The 19,607-nt window shown below is 71.0% G+C and carries 21 protein-coding genes; 8 read left to right on the top strand and 13 right to left on the bottom strand.

Annotated elements, in window-relative coordinates:
* The first annotated feature begins 9 nt into the window (after positions 1-9).
* The 3 genes from pknB to OG758_RS33905 all read left to right on the top strand — a co-directional run bounded on the left by pknB (position 10) and on the right by OG758_RS33905 (position 3,522).
* Complete coding sequence (pknB, locus tag OG758_RS33915) at positions 10-1,956, top strand: Stk1 family PASTA domain-containing Ser/Thr kinase (RefSeq protein WP_326713404.1); 1,947 nt, start codon at positions 10-12, stop codon at positions 1,954-1,956.
* Between the two features lie 34 nt (positions 1,957-1,990).
* A complete protein-coding gene (locus OG758_RS33910) occupies positions 1,991-2,866 on the top strand; it encodes a deoxyribonuclease IV (RefSeq protein ID WP_326713403.1) in 876 nt (291 codons plus the stop codon).
* Positions 2,867-2,955: 89 nt separating this feature from the next.
* A complete protein-coding gene (locus OG758_RS33905; protein WP_326713402.1) occupies positions 2,956-3,522 on the top strand; it encodes a DUF4396 domain-containing protein in 567 nt (188 codons plus the stop codon).
* Positions 3,523-3,553: 31 nt separating this feature from the next.
* Here the strand turns inward: OG758_RS33905 and OG758_RS33900 are convergent, their stop codons facing one another.
* Positions 3,554-4,186, bottom strand: coding sequence for a sulfite oxidase-like oxidoreductase (locus OG758_RS33900; protein ID WP_227294259.1), 633 nt, complete (start codon positions 4,184-4,186; stop codon positions 3,554-3,556).
* A gap of 165 nt (positions 4,187-4,351) precedes the next feature.
* Here OG758_RS33900 and bfr point away from each other — a divergent pair, with 165 nt between their 5' ends.
* Positions 4,352-4,831, top strand: coding sequence for a bacterioferritin (bfr, locus tag OG758_RS33895; RefSeq protein ID WP_116502549.1), 480 nt, complete (start codon positions 4,352-4,354; stop codon positions 4,829-4,831).
* Between the two features lie 25 nt (positions 4,832-4,856).
* On the opposite strand, the gene OG758_RS33890 is transcribed toward bfr, so the two are convergent.
* Together OG758_RS33890 and OG758_RS33885 are read right to left on the bottom strand one after the other, a co-directional pair.
* Positions 4,857-5,111: a (2Fe-2S)-binding protein gene (locus OG758_RS33890; protein ID WP_326713401.1), complete on the bottom strand. Its 255-nt coding sequence runs from the start codon at positions 5,109-5,111 to the stop codon at positions 4,857-4,859.
* Between the two features lie 143 nt (positions 5,112-5,254).
* The gene (locus OG758_RS33885; RefSeq protein WP_266565162.1) at positions 5,255-6,607 is read right to left on the bottom strand and encodes a class II 3-deoxy-7-phosphoheptulonate synthase; all 1,353 of its coding nucleotides are present in this window, start codon (positions 6,605-6,607) and stop codon (positions 5,255-5,257) included.
* 70 nt (positions 6,608-6,677) lie between these two features.
* On the opposite strand from OG758_RS33885, the gene OG758_RS49135 reads away from it, so the two are divergent.
* Both OG758_RS49135 and OG758_RS33880 read left to right on the top strand, forming a co-directional pair.
* Positions 6,678-6,764 carry a trp operon leader peptide gene (locus OG758_RS49135; protein ID WP_366123194.1) on the top strand — a complete coding sequence of 29 codons (87 nt, stop codon included), beginning with the start codon at positions 6,678-6,680 and terminating at the stop codon, positions 6,762-6,764.
* 105 nt (positions 6,765-6,869) lie between these two features.
* Entirely contained in the window at positions 6,870-8,783 is a 1,914-nt protein-coding gene (locus OG758_RS33880; RefSeq protein ID WP_326713400.1) for an anthranilate synthase family protein, read from the top strand.
* Here the strand turns inward: OG758_RS33880 and OG758_RS33875 are convergent.
* From OG758_RS33875 to OG758_RS33855, 5 genes are all read right to left on the bottom strand, one after another.
* The gene (locus OG758_RS33875; protein ID WP_326713399.1) at positions 8,729-9,733 is read right to left on the bottom strand and encodes a 2-hydroxyacid dehydrogenase; all 1,005 of its coding nucleotides are present in this window, start codon (positions 9,731-9,733) and stop codon (positions 8,729-8,731) included. The genes OG758_RS33880 and OG758_RS33875 overlap by 55 nt on opposite strands.
* Positions 9,734-9,866: 133 nt before the next feature.
* Complete coding sequence (locus tag OG758_RS33870) at positions 9,867-10,895, bottom strand: 6-phosphofructokinase (protein WP_326713398.1); 1,029 nt, start codon at positions 10,893-10,895, stop codon at positions 9,867-9,869.
* 150 nt (positions 10,896-11,045) lie between these two features.
* Positions 11,046-11,741 (bottom strand): response regulator transcription factor, encoded by a 696-nt coding sequence (locus OG758_RS33865; protein WP_326713397.1) that lies wholly within the window; start codon positions 11,739-11,741, stop codon positions 11,046-11,048.
* The gene (gene macS / locus OG758_RS33860; RefSeq protein WP_326713396.1) at positions 11,738-12,967 is read right to left on the bottom strand and encodes a MacS family sensor histidine kinase; all 1,230 of its coding nucleotides are present in this window, start codon (positions 12,965-12,967) and stop codon (positions 11,738-11,740) included. The genes OG758_RS33865 and macS overlap by 4 nt, the downstream gene beginning before the upstream one ends.
* Before the next feature lie 57 nt (positions 12,968-13,024).
* A complete protein-coding gene (locus tag OG758_RS33855) occupies positions 13,025-13,804 on the bottom strand; it encodes a lysophospholipid acyltransferase family protein (RefSeq protein WP_326716127.1) in 780 nt (259 codons plus the stop codon).
* A 166-nt stretch (positions 13,805-13,970) separates the two neighbouring features.
* Between OG758_RS33855 and OG758_RS33850 the strand changes: the two genes are divergently transcribed.
* Positions 13,971-14,750, top strand: coding sequence for an alpha/beta hydrolase (locus OG758_RS33850; RefSeq protein WP_326713395.1), 780 nt, complete (start codon positions 13,971-13,973; stop codon positions 14,748-14,750).
* Complete coding sequence (locus tag OG758_RS33845) at positions 14,743-15,438, top strand: hypothetical protein (RefSeq protein ID WP_382060576.1); 696 nt, start codon at positions 14,743-14,745, stop codon at positions 15,436-15,438. Before OG758_RS33850 ends, OG758_RS33845 begins: the two co-directional genes overlap by 8 nt.
* Positions 15,439-15,444: 6 nt before the next feature.
* On the opposite strand, the gene OG758_RS33840 is transcribed toward OG758_RS33845, so the two are convergent.
* The 5 genes from OG758_RS33840 to OG758_RS33820 form a co-directional block, all read right to left on the bottom strand.
* Positions 15,445-16,203, bottom strand: coding sequence for an endonuclease/exonuclease/phosphatase family protein (locus OG758_RS33840; RefSeq protein WP_326713394.1), 759 nt, complete (start codon positions 16,201-16,203; stop codon positions 15,445-15,447).
* A 75-nt stretch (positions 16,204-16,278) separates the two neighbouring features.
* A complete protein-coding gene (locus OG758_RS33835; protein ID WP_326713393.1) occupies positions 16,279-17,232 on the bottom strand; it encodes an ROK family glucokinase in 954 nt (317 codons plus the stop codon).
* A gap of 53 nt (positions 17,233-17,285) precedes the next feature.
* Positions 17,286-17,771: a DUF5304 domain-containing protein gene (locus OG758_RS33830; RefSeq protein WP_326713392.1), complete on the bottom strand. Its 486-nt coding sequence runs from the start codon at positions 17,769-17,771 to the stop codon at positions 17,286-17,288.
* An 89-nt stretch (positions 17,772-17,860) separates the two neighbouring features.
* Complete coding sequence (locus tag OG758_RS33825) at positions 17,861-19,027, bottom strand: ArsA family ATPase (RefSeq protein ID WP_326713391.1); 1,167 nt, start codon at positions 19,025-19,027, stop codon at positions 17,861-17,863.
* An 85-nt stretch (positions 19,028-19,112) separates the two neighbouring features.
* Positions 19,113-19,547, bottom strand: a complete 435-nt coding sequence (locus OG758_RS33820; protein ID WP_266565140.1) for an SRPBCC family protein — start codon at positions 19,545-19,547, stop codon at positions 19,113-19,115.
* Positions 19,548-19,607: the final 60 nt, after the last annotated feature.

Here is a 19,607-nt window from a genome sequence, read left to right as displayed (position 1 = left end):
CTCGCCTGCGTGGACACGACCCTTCAGGACCCTCTCGTCGGGCAGGTGCTCGACGGCCGGTACCGCGTCGACGCACGCATCGCGGTCGGCGGGATGGCCACGGTCTACAGGGCCGTGGACACCCGCCTCGACCGCGTGCTCGCGCTCAAGGTGATGCACCCGGCCCTCGCCGCCGACGTCTCGTTCGTCGAGCGCTTCATCCGCGAGGCCAAGTCGGTCGCCCGGCTCTCCCACCCGAATGTGGTCGGGGTCTTCGACCAGGGCGCGGACGGCCAGTACGTATATCTGGCGATGGAGTACGTCGCGGGCTGCACCCTGCGGGACGTCCTGAGGGACCGCGGGGCACTGCGGCCGCGTGCCGCGCTCGACATCCTGGAGCCGGTCCTCGCCGCGCTCGGCGCCGCGCACCGCGCGGGGTTCGTGCACCGCGACATGAAGCCGGAGAACGTCCTCATAGGGGACGACGGCCGCGTGAAGGTGGCGGACTTCGGCCTCGTACGGGCCGTGGACACCATCACGAACACGACGGGCGCCGTCCTCGGAACCGTCTCCTACCTCGCCCCCGAGCAGATCGAGTCGGGCACCGCGGACCCCCGCGTCGACGTGTACGCGTGCGGGGTGGTGCTCTACGAGATGCTCACGGGCTCCAAGCCGCACTCGGGCGACTCCCCCGCCCAGGTCCTCTACCAGCACCTGAACGAGGACGTGCCGCCTCCGTCGGCGTCCGTTCCCGGCCTGCCCCCGGAGCTGGACGAGCTCGTCGCCTCGGCGACCGCGCGCACGCCCGACCTCAGGCCGTACGACGCGGTGGCGCTGCTCGCCCAGGCCAGGGCGGCCAGGGCCGCTCTCACGGACGCGCAGCTCGACACGGTGCCGCCGGCCGCACGCCCCGAGGACCTCGGGGACCGTGACATCTCCGACGACCGTACGAGCGTGATCCCGCGGGCGCTGCGGACCAGGGACGTACAGCTCCCGCTGCCCGCCGACGACCAGGACCCGCAGGCGGAGCTCAACCGCACGAGCCGCTTCGAGACGCCGCCCCCGCCGCCCGCCCCTTCCCGGAGGCGTCGTCCGCGGCGCGGTGCGCTCGCGGCCGTCGCGGCCGTGCTGCTCGCCCTCGGCCTCGGCGCGGGCGTCTGGTACATCAACTCGGGCCAGTTCACGAAGGTCCCGCCGCTGCTCGCCAAGACGCAGACGCAGGCCAAGGAGCGTCTGGACCAGGCCGGTCTCGACCTCGGGCACGTCAAGCGCTCGTACAGCGACACCGTGAAGCGCGGCACCGTGATCGCCAGCGACCCCGAGGTGGGCGCCCGCATCCGGGACAACGGCGCGGTGGATCTGACGGTGTCCCTGGGCCCGGAGACCGTGAAGGTCCCCGACCTCCAGGGCACGCCCCTCGGGAAGGCCGAGCGCCGGCTGAAGGACGCGGGCCTGGAGTCCGGCATGGTCACCAAGGAGTTCGACGAGAACGTTCCCAAGGGGGCGGTGATCGCCACGGACCCGGAGTCCGGCACCACACGCAAGACCGGCTCGGCCATCGCGCTCGTGGTCAGCAGGGGCGGCCCGGTGGACGTCCCGGACGTGACGGGCGAATCCGAGGAGGACGCCATCGCCGACCTGCAGGACGTGGGCCTGAAGGCCGAGATCGACACGGTGCGGGCGTACTCGGACGAGGACAAGGGCAGCGTCGCCCGGCAGTCCCCCGTGGAGGGCAAGCGGCTCGGCGAGGGGGACACGGTCACCCTGACGATCTCCAAGGGCCCGGTCATGGTCGAGGTCCCCGACGTCGTGGGCATGAGCGTCGACGACGCCCACCAGAAGCTCGAGGCCCTCGGCTTCGCTGTCGAGAACGACCGCGGTCTGCTCGGAATTTTCGGCGACACCGTGAAGAAGCAGTCCGTCAAGGGCGGCGACAAGGCCCCGAAGGGGTCGACGGTCACCATCCAGATCCGCTGACGGGACGGCCACGCGCGCGTGCCACCCTTGACGAGTGAGCAGCACCGACACCGCATCCCGTAACCCGGTCGGCGGCCATGTCCCCGTCGCCGGCGGCCTGGCCTCCGTAGGGCTTTCGTACGCGCGCGAGCTCGGCGCCGAGACCGTCCAGGTCTTCGTCGCCAACCCGCGCGGCTGGGCGACGCCGCCCGGCAATCCGAAACAGGACGAGGCGTTCCGCGCGGCCTGCGCCGCCGAGGACATCCCGGCGTACGTCCACGCGCCCTACCTGATCAACTTCGGCTCGCACACCGAGGCGACCGTGGAGAAGTCCGTGGAGTCGCTGCGGCACTCGCTGCGCCGGGCCCGGGAGATAGGCGCGCTCGGCGTCGTCGTGCACACGGGTTCGGCGACCGGCGGCCGTGGGCGTGAGGTGGCGCTCGCGCAGGTACGTGAGCGGATGCTGCCGCTCCTCGACGAGCTGACCCATGACGACGACCCGTACCTCCTCCTGGAGTCGACGGCGGGCCAGGGCTCTTCGCTGTGCTCGCGGACCTGGGACTTCGGGCCGTACTTCGACGCGCTGGACGCGCATCCGAAGCTGGGTGTCTGCCTGGACACGTGCCACATCTTCGCGGCGGGCCACGACCTGACGGGCCTCGCCGGCATGAACCAGACCCTGGACCTGCTGGTGGACACCGTGGGCGAGGGCCGCCTCAAGCTGATCCACGCCAACGACTCCAAGGACGTCGCCGGGGCGCACAAGGACCGCCACGAGAACATCGGCTCCGGCCACATCGGCGCCGAGCCGTTCCGCGCGCTGATGGCCCACCCGGCGACCGAGAACGTGCCGCTGATCATCGAGACGCCCGGCGGCAAGGTGGGCCACGCGACGGACGTGGCCCGTCTGAAGGAGCTGCGGAAGGGCTAGGAGGGCTGGGAGATCACTTGAGGAATACCCCCAGGGGGTATACGGTTCCTGTCGGCGACAGGAACCGCTCTCTGACGTTGGGGGAACTCATGCAGCACGAGACGCACGCCGAACACGCGCACCACGACCAGCACACCCAGCACACCCAGCACACAGATCACGAACAGCACGAACAGCACGAGCACTCCGGGCACACCCACGCCGGGCACGGCCTCGGCAAGGTCAGCTGGTCCATGGCCGCGCAGGCGACGCTCCACTGCCTCACGGGATGCGCCATCGGCGAGGTCCTCGGCATGGTGATCGGCACGGCGTTCGGCTGGGGCAACATGCCGACGATGATCCTGGCGATCGCGCTCGCGTTCTTCTTCGGCTACTCGCTCACGCTGCGCAGTGTCCTGAAGGCCGGCGTCGGCTTCAGGACCGCGCTCCGGGTCGCGCTCGCCGCGGACACCCTGTCCATCGCCGTCATGGAGCTGATCGACAACGGCGTGATCGCGCTGTGGCCGAGCGCGATGGACGCCCATCTGTCGGACGGCCTGTTCTGGGCCGCGCTCGCGGTCTCACTGGCCATCGCCTTCGTGGTGACCACGCCGGTCAACAAGTGGATGATCGGCCGCGGCAAGGGCCACGCGGTGGTCCACCAGTACCACCACTGACGGCCTGCACTCGGCACAGGAGAGCCAGGACTCAGAGCTCGGGGCCGTCCCCGGGCTCTTCCTGGTACGAGTAGCGCTGCTCCCGCCAGGGGTCGCCGACGTTGTGATAGCCGCGCTCCTCCCAGAAGCCGCGGCGGTCGGCCGTCATGTACTCGATGCCGCGGACCCACTTCGGGCCCTTCCAGGCGTACAGATGGGGCACGACGAGGCGGAGCGGGAAGCCGTGTTCCGCGGTGAGGAGTTCACCGTCCTTGTGGGTGGCGAAGATCGTGCGGTCGGCGGCGAAGTCCTCGAGGCGGAGATTCGCGCTGAAGCCGTACTCGGCCCAGACCATCACATGGGTGACGGCGGGCGCGGGCGGCGCCAGCTCGAGAATCGTCGCGGCGGGCACGCCGCCCCACTCCGCGCCGAGCATGCTGAACTTCGTGACGCAGTGCAGATCGGCCACGACCGTGCCGTACGGCAGGGCGGAGAACTCCTCGTGGGTCCAGCAGCGCTTGTCCCCGTCGGCGGTGGCGCCGAAGACCCTGAACTCCCAGCGTTCGGGGCGGAACTTGGGAACCGGGCCGTAGTGGGTGACCGGCCAGCCACGCTGGAGACGCTGTCCCGGTGGAAGCTCCGACTGCACTGCTCCCCCAGACTCGCGACCCACCGGCTGACCCATGCCTCCATCCTGACAGACCCCAGGCAGTGGCCGTGACCAGCGAGAGCCCGGCCACCTCCGAAAAGGGCAACTCCTACTAAGCGTGCACTTACTGGACGGTTTTCGGTGCCGATGCGAGGATGCGCGAAAATCTGCCGAGTCCACCACGTGGAAGGAGCCTCTGCGATGCAGGGCGACCCCGAGGTCATCGAATTCCTCAACGAGCAGCTCACGGGCGAGCTGACGGCCATCAACCAGTACTGGCTCCACTACCGGATCCAGGACAACAACGGTTGGACCAAGCTCGCGAAGTACACCCGCGCAGAGTCCATCGACGAGATGAAGCACGCGGACCGGCTGACCGAACGGATTCTCTTCCTCGACGCCCTGCCGAACTACCAGCGGCTCTTCCACGTACGGGTCGGACAGACCGTCACGGAGATGTTCCAGGCCGACCGTCAGGTCGAGGTCGAGGCGATCGACCGCCTCAAGCGCGGTATCGACGTCATGCGGGCCAAGGGCGATGTGACGTCGGCGCGGATCTTCGAGGACATCCTGGAGGACGAGGAGCACCACATCGACTACCTCGACACCCAGCTGGAGCTGATCGAGAGTCTCGGAGAGGCGCTGTACCTGGCCCAGCAGATCGAGCAGCCGGACAGCTAGCCGCCGCACGTACCCAGGCGGAGCCTCAGGCGGCGTCCGAAAGGTCCACGAGGGCTCTCGGGTCGGACGTAAGGACGGGCCTTCCCTGCTCGACCAGCTCGCGGCGCGAGCAGCTCCCACGGCCGAGCAGCGCCTGAATGCGCCGTACGCACGAGCCGCAGTCGGTGCCGGCCTTGCAGGCCGACGCTATCTGGCGGGGGGTGCACGCACCGCCGTCCGCGTGCTTCTTGACCTGGTCCTCGGTCACACCGAAGCAGTTGCAGACGTACACGCGGTTCACCTCCCAGCGATCAGGACCGGTTCCTTGCTCCCGCCCCAATGAACGGTGAGGCTAACCTAACCTTACCCGCCGGGCGGGGAGCACAAAAGTGCCGTGGGGCGCGGATCGATGTGATCCGCGCCCCACGGCGATGTACTGCAGGATCACTGGTCGCGGTACATCTCCGCCACCAGGAACGCCAGGTCGAGAGACTGGCTGCGGTTCAGGCGGGGGTCGCAGGCCGTCTCGTAGCGCTGGTGCAGATCGTCGACGAAGATCTCGTCGCCGCCGCCCACGCACTCGGTGACGTCGTCACCGGTGAGCTCGACGTGGATGCCGCCCGGGTGGGTGCCGAGGCCCTTGTGGACCTCGAAGAAGCCCTTGACCTCGTCGAGCACGTCGTCGAAGCGGCGGGTCTTGTGGCCCGAGGCCGCCTCGTAGGTGTTGCCGTGCATCGGGTCGGTGATCCATGCGACGGTCGCGCCGGAGGCGGTGACCTTCTCGACCAGCTCCGGGAGCTTGTCGCGGACCTTGTCGGCGCCCATGCGGACGATGAAGGTCAGGCGGCCGGGCTCGCGGTCGGGGTCGAGGCGCTCGATGTACTGCAGCGCGTCCTCGGCCGTCGTCGTCGGGCCGAGCTTGATGCCGATCGGGTTGCGGATCTTCGAGGCGAACTCGATGTGCGCGCCGTCGAGCTGACGGGTGCGCTCACCGATCCACACCATGTGGCCCGACACGTCGTACAGGTTGCCCGTACGCGAGTCCACGCGGGTCAGCGCCGACTCGTAGTCGAGGAGCAGCGCCTCGTGGGAGGCGTAGAACTCGACCGTCTGGAACTCGGCCGGGTCGGTGCCGCAGGCACGCATGAAGTTCAGCGCGTTGTCGATCTCGCGGGCGAGCTGCTCGTAGCGCTGGCCGGACGGGGACGACTTCACGAAGTCCTGGTTCCAGGCGTGCACCTGGCGCAGGTCGGCGTAGCCGCCGGTGGTGAAGGCGCGCACCAGGTTGAGCGTGGAGGCGGACGCGTTGTACATCCGCTTCAGGCGCTCGGGGTCCGGGATGCGGGCCTTCTCGTTGAAAGCGAAGCCGTTGACCGAGTCGCCGCGGTACGTCGGCAGGGTCACGCCGTCGCGGGTCTCGGTGCCCTTGGAGCGCGGCTTGGAGTACTGCCCCGCGATACGGCCCACCTTCACGACGGGCACGGAGGCCGCGTACGTGAGGACGGCGCCCATCTGGAGCAGCGTCTTGAGCTTGTTGCGGATGTGGTCGGCCGACACGGCGTCGAAGGCCTCGGCGCAGTCGCCGCCCTGGAGGAGGAACGCCTCTCCCTTGGCGACGGCAGCCAGTCGGGCGCGCAGCTGGTCGCACTCGCCCGCGAAGACGAGTGGCGGATACGACTCGAGCTCCGCGATCACATCGCGCAGAGCCTCGGCATCGGGGTACTCGGGCTGCTGCGCCGCGGGCAGGTCTCGCCAGGTGTTGCCAGCGCTTGCGCTGGTCTTAGCGTTCACGGTCACATCCTCAACATTACGGGGTCGGGTGAGCGGTTCAGCCGACCGCTCACCCTTTGAGACGCGTCGTCCACAGATGAGCTGCCCATCGGGTAGGGTGCCGCTCATGTTCGCGCACACGACCCGTAACTGGTGGTGGACCGCTCACCCAGCGGCCCACTGACTGCGCGTACAGCGAAGCGAAGGCCGCCCGAGGGCGGCCTTCAGTGTTTTCCGGGACCTGGCCGTTCCTCTCCGCAACCGGAGTCCGGAAGAGGAATCACACGCCATGGATCTGTCCGAGCTGCTGCACGACGACCGTCCCTTCGCCCTGTTGCGCCGCCGCGCACCCGGCCACGACCACGACATCGTGGAACTCCTGGTCGGCCCCGTGAACACCTACGAGCGACTCGCCGACATCCCGGAGGGCCTCGCCCTCGTGCCGTTCCGGCAGATCAGGGAGCGCGGCTTCGACGTCCGCGACGACGGCACCCCGCTCGCGGTGCTGACCCCCGACCAGACGTACGAGCTGCCGCTGGCCGACGTCCTTGCGCAGCTGCCGGCCCATGACGTCCGCGTGTCGGACGGGGGCTTCGACGTGGACGACGCCGCGTACGCGGACATCGTGGAGCGGGTCCTGCGCGAGGAGATCGGACAGGGCGAGGGCGCGAACTTCGTGATCCGGCGGACGTACGAAGGCGCGATCCGCGGGTTCGGTCGGGCGGACGCGCTCGCGCTGTTCCGGCGGCTGCTCGCCGGGGAGCGGGGCGCGTACTGGACGTTCGTCGTGCACACCGGCGAGAGGACACTGGTCGGGGCGAGCCCTGAGGTGCATGTGCGGATGTCCGGCGGCACGGTCGTCATGAACCCGATCAGCGGCACGTACCGCTACCCGGCCGAGGGCCCGACGCCCGAGCACCTGCTGGATTTCCTCGCCGACGGCAAGGAGATCGAGGAGCTGTCGATGGTCGTCGACGAGGAGCTCAAGATGATGTGCACCGTCGGCGACATGGGCGGGGTCGTGATCGGCCCGCGCCTGAAGGAGATGGCCCATCTCGCGCACACGGAGTACGAGTTGCGGGGCCGGTCCTCGCTGGATGTGCGCGAGGTGCTGAAAGAGACCATGTTCGCGGCGACTGTCACGGGCTCGCCGGTGCAGAACGCCTGCCGGGTGATCGAGCGGCACGAAGTGGGTGGGCGCGGCTATTACGCGGGCGCGCTCGCTCTGGTCGGGCGGGACGCGGGCGGGGCGCAGACCCTGGACTCCCCGATCCTGATCCGTACGGCCGACATCGACGCGGGCGGGAAGCTGCGGGTGCCGGTCGGGGCGACCCTGGTGCGCGGCTCCGACCCGGCGAGCGAGGTCCAGGAGACGCACGCGAAGGCTGCCGGGGTGCTGGCCGCGCTGGGGGTGCGGCCCGGGCGGCCGCGCGGCGAGGGCGTGCGGCCCGCGCTCGCCGACGATCCGCGGGTGCAGGCGGCGCTCGACGGGCGGCGGGCGGCGCTGGCGCCGTTCTGGCTGCGGATGCAGGACAAGGCGGCGGCCCTGGAGGGGCACGCGCTCGTGGTGGACGCCGAGGACACGTTCACGGCGATGCTGGCGCATCTGCTGCGGTCGTCGGGCCTCACGGTCTCCGTGCGGCGTTACGACGAGCCGGGGCTGCGGGACGCCGTGCTCGCCCACGAGGGCCCCGTCGTCCTGGGCCCGGGGCCTGGCAACCCCTCCGACGAGACGGACCCCAAGATGCGTTTCCTGCGCGCGCTGACCGCCGAGGTGCTGCGTGATCACCGGCACGGCGTGCTCGGCGTGTGCCTCGGCCATGAGCTGATCGCGGCCGAGCTGGGGCTTGAGATCGTCCGCAAGGAGGTGCCGTACCAGGGCGCGCAGACGGACGTCGATCTGTTCGGGCGGGCCGAGACCGTCGGCTTCTACAACAGCTTCGTGGCGCGCTGCGACGACGACGCGGCGAGGGAGCTGGCCGCGCACGGCGTCGAGGTGAGCCGGGACGCGGCGAGCGGCGAGGTGCACGCGCTGCGCGGGCCGGGTCGTGCCGGAGGCGCGCCGAAAAATGCAGTGGCGGGGGTGCAGTTCCACCCGGAGTCGGTGCTGTCGCTGCGCGGGGCGGACGTCGTGCGGGAGCTGCTGGGTCAGGTCTTGGGCGCGGAGGGCACGAGGACGTTCTCGGAGCGCCGGCCCGCCTGATAGTCGAGGACGTTGGCCACCGTGGTCTCGATGATCTGGCTCACCGCGTCCACGGTGTAGTACGCCTGGTGGGACGTGACCAGGACGTTCGGGAAGGTGACGAGGCGGGCCAGGGTGTCGTCCTCGACGACGTCGAGCGACTTGTCGAGGAAGAAGAGCCCGGCCTCGGCCTCGTACACGTCGAGGCCGACGCCCGTGAAGCGGCCCTCGCGCAGCTCGGAGACGAGCGCCTTGGTGTCGATGAGGCCGCCGCGGCTGGAGTTCACCAGGATCGCGTCGTCCTTCATGGTGCGCAGGGCGGCGCTGCCGACGATGTGCTCGGTGGCGGGGAGCAGGGGTACGTGCAGGCTGATCAGGTCGGCCTCGGTGAAGAGGCGCTCCTTGTCGACGTATTTCATGCCGAGTTCGACGCAGGCCGGGTTCTCGACGATGTCCCAGCCGAGGAGCTTCATGCCGAAGCCGTGGGCGATCCGGGTGAACGCCTCGCCGATCTTGCCGGTGCCGAGGACGCCTACGGTGCGGCCGCGCAGGTCGCGGCCCATCAGCCCGTCGAGCCTGAAGTCGAAGTCGCGGGTGCGGTTGGAGGCGCGGACGATGCGGCGGTTGACGGCCGTCGCGAGGGTCCAGGCGAACTCGGCCACGGCGTACGGCGAGTAGTACGAGACGCGGGCGACGGTCAGGCCGAGCCGCTCGGCGACCTCGAGGTCGATGTTGTTGAAGCCCGTGGAGCGCTGGGCGATCAGGTGCGTGCCGCCGGCGGCGAGGGTCTGCAGGACGCGGTTGTTCAGGGTGGCGTTGACGCTGGTGGAGATGATCTCGTAGCCGGCCGCGATGGGGGCCGTGTCCTCGTTGAGGAAGACGTCCAGGCAGCGGACCTCGTGATGGCCCGCGAACGCCTTCTCCATGAGGGGCTTCTCGTCGGACTGCACGCCGAATGCGAGGATCTCCACGACTGCTCCCATTTTTCCGTATCGCGTCGTGTGTGCCGGTTATGGCGAATATACGGGCCGGGCAACCCCGTGACACCCGGGGGTGGGAGGACCTCGCCTCGCCCCACCCCCGACGTCGCCCCGGCCTCGCGCCTCAGCCGAAGAAGACCCCGACCTCCTCGTACAGCGCGGGATCGACCGTCTTCAGCCGGGCGGTCGCCTCGGCGATCGGCACCCGGACGATGTCCGTGCCGCGCAGCGCGACCATCTTCCCGAAGTCACGGTCGCGCACGGCCTCGATGGCGTGCAGCCCGAAGCGGGTGGCGAGCCAGCGGTCGAAGGCACTGGGGGTGCCGCCGCGCTGGATGTGGCCGAGGACCGTGGTCCTGGCCTCCTTGCCGGTGCGCCGCTCGACCTCCTTGGCCAGCCATTCGCCGACTCCGGAGAGCCGGACGTGCCCGAAGGAGTCGAGCGTCCCGTCCTTGAGGACCATCTGCCCGTCCTTGGGCATGGCGCCCTCGGCGATGACGACGATCGGGGCGTACGAGGCCTTGAAACGGGAGGTGACCCAGGCGCAGACCTGGTCGACGTCGAAGCGCTGCTCGGGGATGAGGATGACGTTGGCCCCGCCCGCGAGGCCCGAGTGGAGCGCGATCCAGCCCGCGTGGCGGCCCATGACCTCGCAGACGAGGACCCGCATATGGGACTCGGCGGTGGTGTGCAGCCGGTCGATGGCCTCGGTCGCGATGCCGACGGCGGTGTCGAAGCCGAAGGTGTAGTCGGTGGCGGACAGGTCGTTGTCGATGGTCTTCGGCACGCCGACGACGGGCACGCCGTACTCGTCGGTGAGCCGGGCGGCGACGCCGAGGGTGTCCTCGCCGCCGATCGCGACGAGCGCCCCGACCTCCTCCTTGGCGAGGGTCTCCTTGATGCGGCGGATGCCGTTCTCGACCTTGAGGGGGTTGGTGCGCGAGGAGCCGAGGATGGTGCCGCCACGGGGCAGGATGCCGCGCACGGCCGGGATGTCGAGCTGTACGGTGTCGCCTTCGAGCGGCCCGCGCCAGCCGTCCCGGAAGCCGACGAAGTCATAGCCGTACTCCTGCACGCCCTTGCGGACGATGCCCCGGATGACGGCGTTGAGCCCGGGGCAGTCGCCGCCTCCGGTCAGTACTCCGACCCGCATGGAAATGTCCCTTCGCCACAGCACTGTGAGCTGACACGGGTCACGCTAATAGTGATCCATGTCACTTCGGCAGCACGCGAAGGGTGAATTCCGTTGAAGAGTGTGGGAGTTGACCTTTGTGTGGTGATCGTTCAGGCGGCGCGGGGCCGGTCACGCGTCGTCGAGGCCGCGCTCGATGGCGTACCGGACGAGCTCCACGCGGTTGTGCAGCTGGAGCTTGCCCAGGGTGTTCTGCACGTGGTTCTGCACGGTGCGGTGCGAGATGACGAGCCGCTCGGCGATCTGCTTGTAGCTCAGGCCCTTGGCGACCAGGCGCAGGACCTCGGTCTCGCGCTCGGTGAGCTGCGGAGCCTTGGGCTCGCCGGCGCCCGCGGCGGGCGCGGGTTCGGAGGCCAGGCGCCGGTACTCGCCGAGGACGAGGCCCGCGAGCCCCGGGGTGAAGACGGGGTCGCCGGCCGCCGTACGGCGCACCGCGTCGGTCAGGTCCTCGGTCGACGCCGACTTGAGCAGGTAACCGGTGGCGCCGGACTTCACCGCCTCCAGGACGTCGGCGTGCTCCCCGCTCGCCGACAGGACCAGGACGCGCAGGGCGGGGTCGGCGCCGACGAGCTCCTTGCAGACCTGCACACCGGGCTTCTTCGGCAGGTTCAGGTCGAGTACGAGGACGTCGGGCGCGGCGGCGCCGGCCCGGCGCACCGCCTGCTCGCCGTCGCCCGCGGTGGCCACCACGTCGAAACCCGCCTCGGCGAGGTCCCTCGCGACGGCGTCGCGCCACATCGGGTGGTCGTCGACCACCATGACCCTGATCGCGCCTGCGGCGGCGCCCTCCCGCTGCTGCTCGGTCATCTTCCCGATCCCGCCTTCCCCCGTGAAATCTTCGGAACTCTCAGTTCGACCTCGGTGCCCTGTCCCGGCACCGAGATCAGCTCGGCCGTGCCGCCGATGTCCCGCAGCCGGCCGCGGATGGACTGGGAGACACCGAGCCGCCCCTCCCCCTCGGCCTGCGCGAGACGTCCTTCCGGGATGCCGGGTCCGTCGTCCCGCACCGTCACGATCACGGCGTCGGGCTCGTCCTCGACGAGGATCCAGGACCGGGCGTCCGCCCCCGCGTGCCTGCGCACATTGTCCAGGGCCGCGCTGACAGCCGCCGCCAGCTCCTTCGCCGCGACCGGCGGCAGGAACACCGGGGCGCCCGGCTCGGCGAAGCTCACCCGCGCCCCGGCGTGCGGCGCGAGCAGCGACCTCAGATCGCAGGGCGTCGACGTGCCGGGGAGGTCGTCCGGTTCTTCCACGGCGCGCACGAGCGCGCCCTGCGAGGCGTCCTCGGAGGCACGCGAGGCGGGCACGAGACCGCCGGCGACCAGGGTGCGCAGGGCGACCTCCTGCTCGCCGGCCATCCTGCCGAGCTCGGCGGCCTCGCCGCCCAGCGCGGTGCCGCGGCGCTGCACCATGGCGAGGACCTGCAGCACGCCGTCGTGGATGTCGCGGGCGAGCCGCTCCCGCTCACGGGTGGCCGCCTCGATCTCCAGGGCCCGGGCGAGGGTGCGCTCGGAGGCGCGGGCCACCTCGACGACGTAGCCGATGGCGATCGACGCGATGCACACGAGCAGGACGTTGTGGAGGGTGTCGCGGCTGAAGGCGCCGCGCTGCACCACGTTCGCGACGCCGACGAGCAGCGAGGCGAACGCGGCCCACCGCCAGCCGCCCTTGACCGCGTACGCGAGGACCGCGCCGGCCGTCCAGATCGACGGCAGGGTCGGGCCGCCGGCCACGATCCGGCTGTGCTCGACGGCGACCGGCGTGAGCAGGATGCCGGCGAGCGCGACGATCAGGTCGGCGGTGAGGAAGCGCTTGGTGCAGCTCGCGGCGTTCGCGACACGCGGCAGCGTGGCCAGGGTCCACACGACCAGGACCACGAAATAGCCGATCGCCACCCAGGGGCGGTCGAACCTGTCCTGTGCGGTGACGAACAGGCCGATCGCGTACAGCATCGTCAGCAGCCGGTACGCCGTCAGCGCGCGCCACAGCGGCTGCTCGACGGACATCCTCGTCACGCGTTCGCGCCTGGCCACGCACCCACCCCCCGAACTGCGGCTCCCGGAACGTCCGCTCCCCGAACGACGACGCGGCTAGGAGGCCGGCCGTTCCACGCCGCCGCCCTTGTTCTCCTTGGCTTCCTTCTCGGCCATGGCCTCCCTCTCCGCCTTGGCTTCCTTCTCCGCCTTGGCCTCGGCCTTCGCCGCGTCCGCGATCTGCCGCTTGGCGGCGGTCGCGTACATGTCGACGTACTCCTGGCCGGAGAGCTTCATGATTTCGTACATGACCTCGTCGGTCAGGGCCCGCAGCACGAACCGGTCGTGCTCCATGCCCTGGTAGCGGCCGAAGTCGAGGGGCTTGCCGATGCGGATGCCGGGGCGCATCAGCTTGGGCATGACCTTGCCGGGGGGCTGGATCTTCTCGGTGTCGATCATCGCGACCGGGAGGACGGGCGCGCCGGTGGCGAGCGCCACGCGCGCGAGGCCGCCGGGCTTGCCGCGGTACAGGCGGCCGTCGGGCGAGCGCGTGCCCTCCGGGTAGATGCCGAAGAGCTCGCCGCGCTCCAGGACCTCTATGCCGCTCTTGATGGCGGCCTCGCCCGCGCCGCGCGAACCGGAGCGGTCCACGGGGAGCTGTCCGACGCCCTTGAAGAACGCGGCCGTGAGCTTGCCCTTCAACCCGGGCGTCGTGAAGTACTCGGCCTTCGCGATGAAGGTGACCTTGCGGTCGAGCACCGCCGGCAGGAAGAAGGAGTCCGAGAAGGACAGGTGATTGCTGGCCAGGATGGCGGGACCCTCGGCGGGAATGTTCTCGAGGCCCTCCACCCAGGGCCTGAAGCCGAGCTTCAGCGGCCCTCCGATGGCCACCTTCATTGCGCCGTAGATCAACCCACTGCCTTCCTTCGTCTGTGGATCAGACCTTAACCCGCGCCGCAGCTCCGAGGCCCGACGACCCTGGTCGGTGTCAGCACGGTCGCGTACGGTGAAGTACGCCCCGCAGTCCTGGGCGATCCCCTCTCTCATGAACAGGAGACCGAAGGTGCCGGTCATTCCTGGAGCCGAGCCGTACCGCCACGAGGGCGGAGAGGTCGGCGTCCTCCTCTGTCACGGTTTCACCGGTTCCCCGCAGTCGCTGCGCCCCTGGGCGGAGTACCTCGCCGAGCGCGGGCTCACGGTCTCGCTCCCCCTGCTGCCCGGTCACGGCACGCGCTGGGAGGACATGCAGGTCACCGGCTGGCAGGACTGGTACGCGGAGGTGGACCGCGCCCTGCGCGAGCTGCTGGACCGGTGCTCCCAGGTCTTCGTCTTCGGCCTGTCGATGGGCGCCGCCCTCGCGCTGCGGCTCGCGGCGAAGCACGGGGACGAGGTGGCGGGCCTGGTCCTGGTGAACCCGGGGAACAAGGTGCACGGCCTCGCCGCGCGCGCCCTCCCGGTGGCCCGGCATCTCGTGCCCTCGACGAAGGGGATCGCCAGCGACATCGCGAAGGAGGGCTCGTCGGAGATCGGGTACGACCGGGTGCCGCTGCACGCCGCGCACTCCCTGCGGAACTTCTTCCGCATCGTCGACCGTGAACTGCCGCAGGTGACACAGCCGTTGGTGGTCCTGCACAGCACCCAGGACCATGTGGTGCCGCCCGTCGACTCGGCCCGCGTCCTCAGCAGGATCTCGTCCACGGACGTCGAGGAGATCCTGCTGGAACAGAGCTACCACGTCGCGACGTTGGACCATGACGCGGGCCGGATCTTCGACGAGAGCTATGCGTTCATCGGCCGGCTCGCCCCCAGTATCGGTAAGGAAGGGACGGCCACCGGTGGCTGAGCAGGACCGACGTGAGCCCTCCGGCGACGAGAGCCGCGAGCCGGAGGACGCGTCCGCCGAGCCGGCGGCGTCGGGCACGGCGCTGCCCGGTCCGGCGCAGCTCGGCAAGGACCAGCAGCCCGGCGCAGACGCAGCCGCCGGGGACGGCGGCGAGCCCGTGGACGAGGACGCCGCCTGGGCCGCCATCGTCGCCGGGTACGGCCAGGAGCCGGCGGACCCGCCGGGCGCCAGGCCGTTCAGGTCGATCGAGGACCTGGCCCTGCCCGACCTGGATACGGACGGCTCCGAGACGAACGGTTCGGGGACGAACAGCTCGGAACCGGGCGCCGGCAAGACCGACAAGCCCGCGGCGCCGCTCGGCTCCTCGATCTCCTTCGCACCCGGCGTCGGCGGCCCCCGCGACTACTCGCCGTCCGATCCGTCGGACAGCGACGCCGACGACGAGGACCACTTCGTGCCCCCGGAGCCCCCGCCGCTGCCCGAAGCAGACGTCACCGCCAAGTTCGCCTGGCTCGCCGTGATCGGCGGCCCGGTCCTGATGCTGCTGGCCGTGCTGCTCGGCTGGCAGATGACGTGGTGGCTCACGACCGTCTGCGTCGGTGGCTTCCTCGGCGGCTTCGGCACGCTCGTGATGCGCATGCAGGGCGACGATGACGACGACGATCCGGGGCGCGGCGCGGTCGTCTGACCCGCGTCAGTCCAGGGCGGCGGGAACCCTGAGGGCGGCCAGGACCGGCAGATGGTCCGTGGCCGCCCTCAGGTCGTCCTCGCTCACCCCCGGCATGCCCACCGGGACCCCGCAGCCGAGGACCTCGACGCCCGGTGTCGCGAGGATCGCGTCGATGCGCTGATGCGGGTCGGCCGGTGTCGAGGTGTACTCGCCGAGCCACGGCTTCGTGGCCCAGGCGTCCTGGAGAGCCTCGGCGAGGCGCCGGAACGTGCGGCCGCCGGGGCGTTCGTTGAGGTCACCGCCCGCGACGGCGTGCTCGACGCCGAGCGAGGCGAGCCGGTCGAGGAGCATCCCGCCCTGCGCGTACCGCTCGTCCTTCTGCAGGCTCAGATGGCAGCTCAGTACGCCGATCCTGGCGCCTCCGAAGCGGACGACGGCGGTCGCGAAGCCGCGCCGGTGCAGTCCGGGGGTGAGGGGGAGCAGGACGTCCTCGGTGCGTTCGACGGTGGCGCGCAGGGAGCAGAGCAGCGCCGGGCCGGCCGCGCTCGCGCCGCCCGAGAGGATCACCAGGTCCGAGGCGGCCGCGAGCCGGGCGAGCTTCTTGCGCCAGCGGAAGAAGCGGGGCGCCTCCTGGATCAGGACCAGGTCGGGGGCACAGGCCGCGATGACGCGGGCGAGCGCGGAGGTGTCGTCACGCATCGAGCGGATGTTGTAGCTGAGCACCCGGACGACGGCCGAACCGTCGGGTTCGGTGCGGGAGTTGGGGAGTGATCCGGTGACCATGACGATCAAGATACGACGAACGCCCGCCGTTTCTCCGGGGAAACGACGGGCGTTCGGTGGCTGAAGCAGCCGGTGTCACATGACCGGGTCGGGCTCCCGCGCCAGGTCCGCCGCCCCGACCATGCCCGCCTTGTTGCCGAGCTGGGCCGCGATGACGTCCGCCACGGGGCGCCAGTTGCCGCCGACCAGCCAGCGCTTGTAGGACTTGCGGATCGGGTCGAGGACGAGCTCGCCCTCGTCCGAGAGTCCGCCGCCGACGATGAACGCGGACGGGTCGAACAGCGAGGCCAGGTCGGCGAGGCCCGCGCCGGCCCAGCGGGCCAGCTCGCGGTACGAGTCGACAGCCACGGCGTCACCCTGGCGGGCGGCCATGGAGATGTGCTTGCCCTCGATGCCGTCCGGGGTGCCGTCGCCCAGGGAGAGCAGGAACTCCGCGTTCTCCGGGGTCGCGTTGGCGCGCTGCTTGGCGTAACGGACGAGCGCGCGGCCGGAGGCGTACTGCTCCCAGCAGCCCTGGCTGCCGCAGCCGCACAGCAGGCCGTCCGGGACCATCCGGATGTGGCCGAACTCGGCGGCCACGCCGAAGTGGCCGCGGCGCAGCTTGTTGCCGATGATGATGCCGCCGCCGAGGCCGGTGCCGAGCGTGATGCAGATGACGTTCCGGTGGCCCTTGCCCGCGCCGAACTTGTATTCGCCCCAGGCGGCCGCGTTCGCGTCGTTCTCGACGACGACCGGCAGGCCGACCCGCTTCTCGACCTCTTCCTTCAGCGGTTCCTGGCGCCAGTCGATATTGGGCGCGAAGTAGACCGTGGAGCGCTGGCGGTTGACGTATCCGGCGGCGCCGATGCCCACGCCGACGATCTCGTGTCCTGCCCGTGCGCCCTCGACGGCCGAGGCGATCGCGTCAACGATGGCCTCGGACGTGCTGGGAGTCGGCACCTTGAACGTCGAGAGGATGTTGCCTTCCTCGTCGACCACGCCGGCCGCGATCTTTGTGCCGCCGATGTCGACGCCGATGGTGAGTCCCATGAATCCCTCAGTTCGGTCGAGCCCCGCTACGGCCCACCGTACCCGAGCGGCTCTCAGTCGAGGTCGATGTGTTCACCTTTTGAAGGCCCCTCGGGGCCCTCGTCACGGGGGTCCGTGCCGTCCGCGGCGGCCTGTCCGGCCTGGGCGCCCGACGAGCGCTGGGTCCAGCGCTGCTCCTGGCGCTCGACGGCGGAGCGGTAGGCGGCGAGCAGCTCGTTGCCCGCGGCCGCGAGGTGGTCGAAGACCTCGGGGTTGCGCTCGACGACCGGCTCGACGGCCGCCTTCGCCTGCTTGACGACCTGGCTGACGACCTGCTGCGCGGTGCCCTGCGCGACCGCGCCGAGAAGGGGCGTCTGGAGCCCCGACAGCTTCTCGGCGACGGCGTCGACGAGCTTGCGCAGCTCCTCGGCGGCCGAGCCGGGCGGGGGCCCGTGCTCGGCCCGGCGGCGGGCCTTCTCCTCCGCGAGGTCCTCGGCGCACGCCTTCTCCCAGGCGTCGGCGTCGGCCTCGGGTGCGGGCTGCTCGGTGGCGTCGCTCATGGCGGCTGACTCCTGCGAGAACGTATATGGGTGGGTGCGTACCAGGAGGGGTGCGTAGCTTCGACGTTACCCGAACGGCGGTAGTCCGTTCACCGTCCCCGCGGCCACAGGCCGGGGTCGGGGGTGAACCTGATGCGCAGGACGCCGTCGCGCAGGCCGGCGCCGGCGACGGTGCAGCGGCGCAGCGCCGACGGCAGGGAGACGATGCGGCGGAGCGGTCCGGCGGTGACGACGAGTTCGTCGCCGCGCCGCACCAGTCCGAGGTCCTCGCGGACGGTGCCGGGCAGCGGCAGGTGCCACACGAGGACGCCCTCGTCGGCGATGCGGTCCTCGACGGGCCAGGCGGTCGCGGCCGGCGCGGTCGGGACCGGCGGTGCGCCGAGCGCGGCCAGGTCGTCGGCGCCGCGCGGGTCACGGCCCAGGTGGGGCAGCTCATGCACGTCGTACGTGCCCTGCCAGACGGCGACGACCTTGCGCTGGCGGGCGGCGGCGTCGGTGAGCCAGGGGTCGGTGGAGCCGTCGGGGAGCACACGTGAGGCGAGCAGCCCGTCGGCGCGCAGGCCGTGCAGGGCGAGGGCGGTGGTCGTGGTGAGCAGGGCGTCGGCCGCGGCGGGCGTGGGTTCGGCGACGAGGCGCACGGTCGTGTGCGGGTCCTCGATGACGGCCTGGGCGGCGGCGAGTTCGGCGTCCCAGCGGTCCGCCGTCTCGTACAGCCACTCCGCGGGCATGGGAACGCCGGCGAGGCGGCCGAGGAGGGGGCGCAGGGCGCGGGCGGCCTGGCGTTCCGGGGGGAGGAGGCGGCGCAGGTAGCGGCGCAGCTGTTCCGGCAGGGCGAGCAGGGCGAGGGCCTGCGGCGCCGGGGGAAGGTCGACGACGACGAGGTCGTGGGGACCGTGGGCGCTGTCGCGCAGGGCGCGGAGCAGGGCGAGCTCGTGGCTGCCGGGCAGCGGGGTGAGTTCCTCGGCGTCGAGGCGGGTGGCGCCCAGGAGGTCGAGGGCGGACGCGGCCTTTTCCTGGAGGCCGGTGAGGTCCTCGCGGAAGCGGTCCGCCGGGGCGAGACGTATCGCGGTGAGACCGGGTTCGACGGACGTCGGCGCCGCGCCCGTAGGGGTGGCGAGGGCGGCGCCGAGGGTGTCCGTGGGGTCCGCCGAGAGCACGAGGGTGCGGGCTCCGCGGCGGGCGGCGGTGAGGGCCGTGGCCGCGGCGGCGGTGGTCCGGCCGGAGCCGCCGGGGCCGGTTACCAGAACGGTGCGCATGGGGTGTGAGGCTACCTGGGGCGCAGGTGACCCCCGGCAGGCCGCCGGACGGAGACAGCGGGCCGCCCGACGGGGCCGCCGGAGGCTACTTCGTCTCCACGCGCTTCTTCAGGCCGGCGAGGGCGCGGTCGATGATGACCTTCTCGGCCTTGCGCTTGATCATGCCGAGCATGGGGATCTTGACGTCGACCGTGAGGCGGTAGGTGACCTCGGTGCCCGTGCCGGACGACTTGAGGAGGTACGTGCCGTCGAGGGAGCGCAGCATCTGGGACTTGACCAGGGTCCAGGAGACCTCGTTGTCCCCGGTCCAGGTGTAGGCCAGAGTCTGGTCGTCCTTGATCGCTCCGGCGTCCATGACGAGTCGCACCTGCTCGGCGCGGCCCGCGCCGTCCGTGGCGAGGACCTCGGCCTCCTTCACCTCTCCCGTCCAGTCGGGGTAGCGGGCGAAGTCGGCGATCACCCCCATGACATCGGCCGGTGCCGCCTCGATCGTGATGCTCGAGCTGGTGTGTTCCGCCATCGCGGTGGCTCCTCCAGATGCGGTCCGCTGAGGGGTGGTGTGTATCGCGTGAAGGCTACC

The organism is Streptomyces sp. NBC_01474, assembly GCF_035918215.1.
GTDB lineage: Bacteria > Actinomycetota > Actinomycetes > Streptomycetales > Streptomycetaceae > Streptomyces > Streptomyces aureus.
Note: the sequence above shows the minus strand (reverse complement) of the source record. Positions and strands in the feature narration are given on the sequence as shown.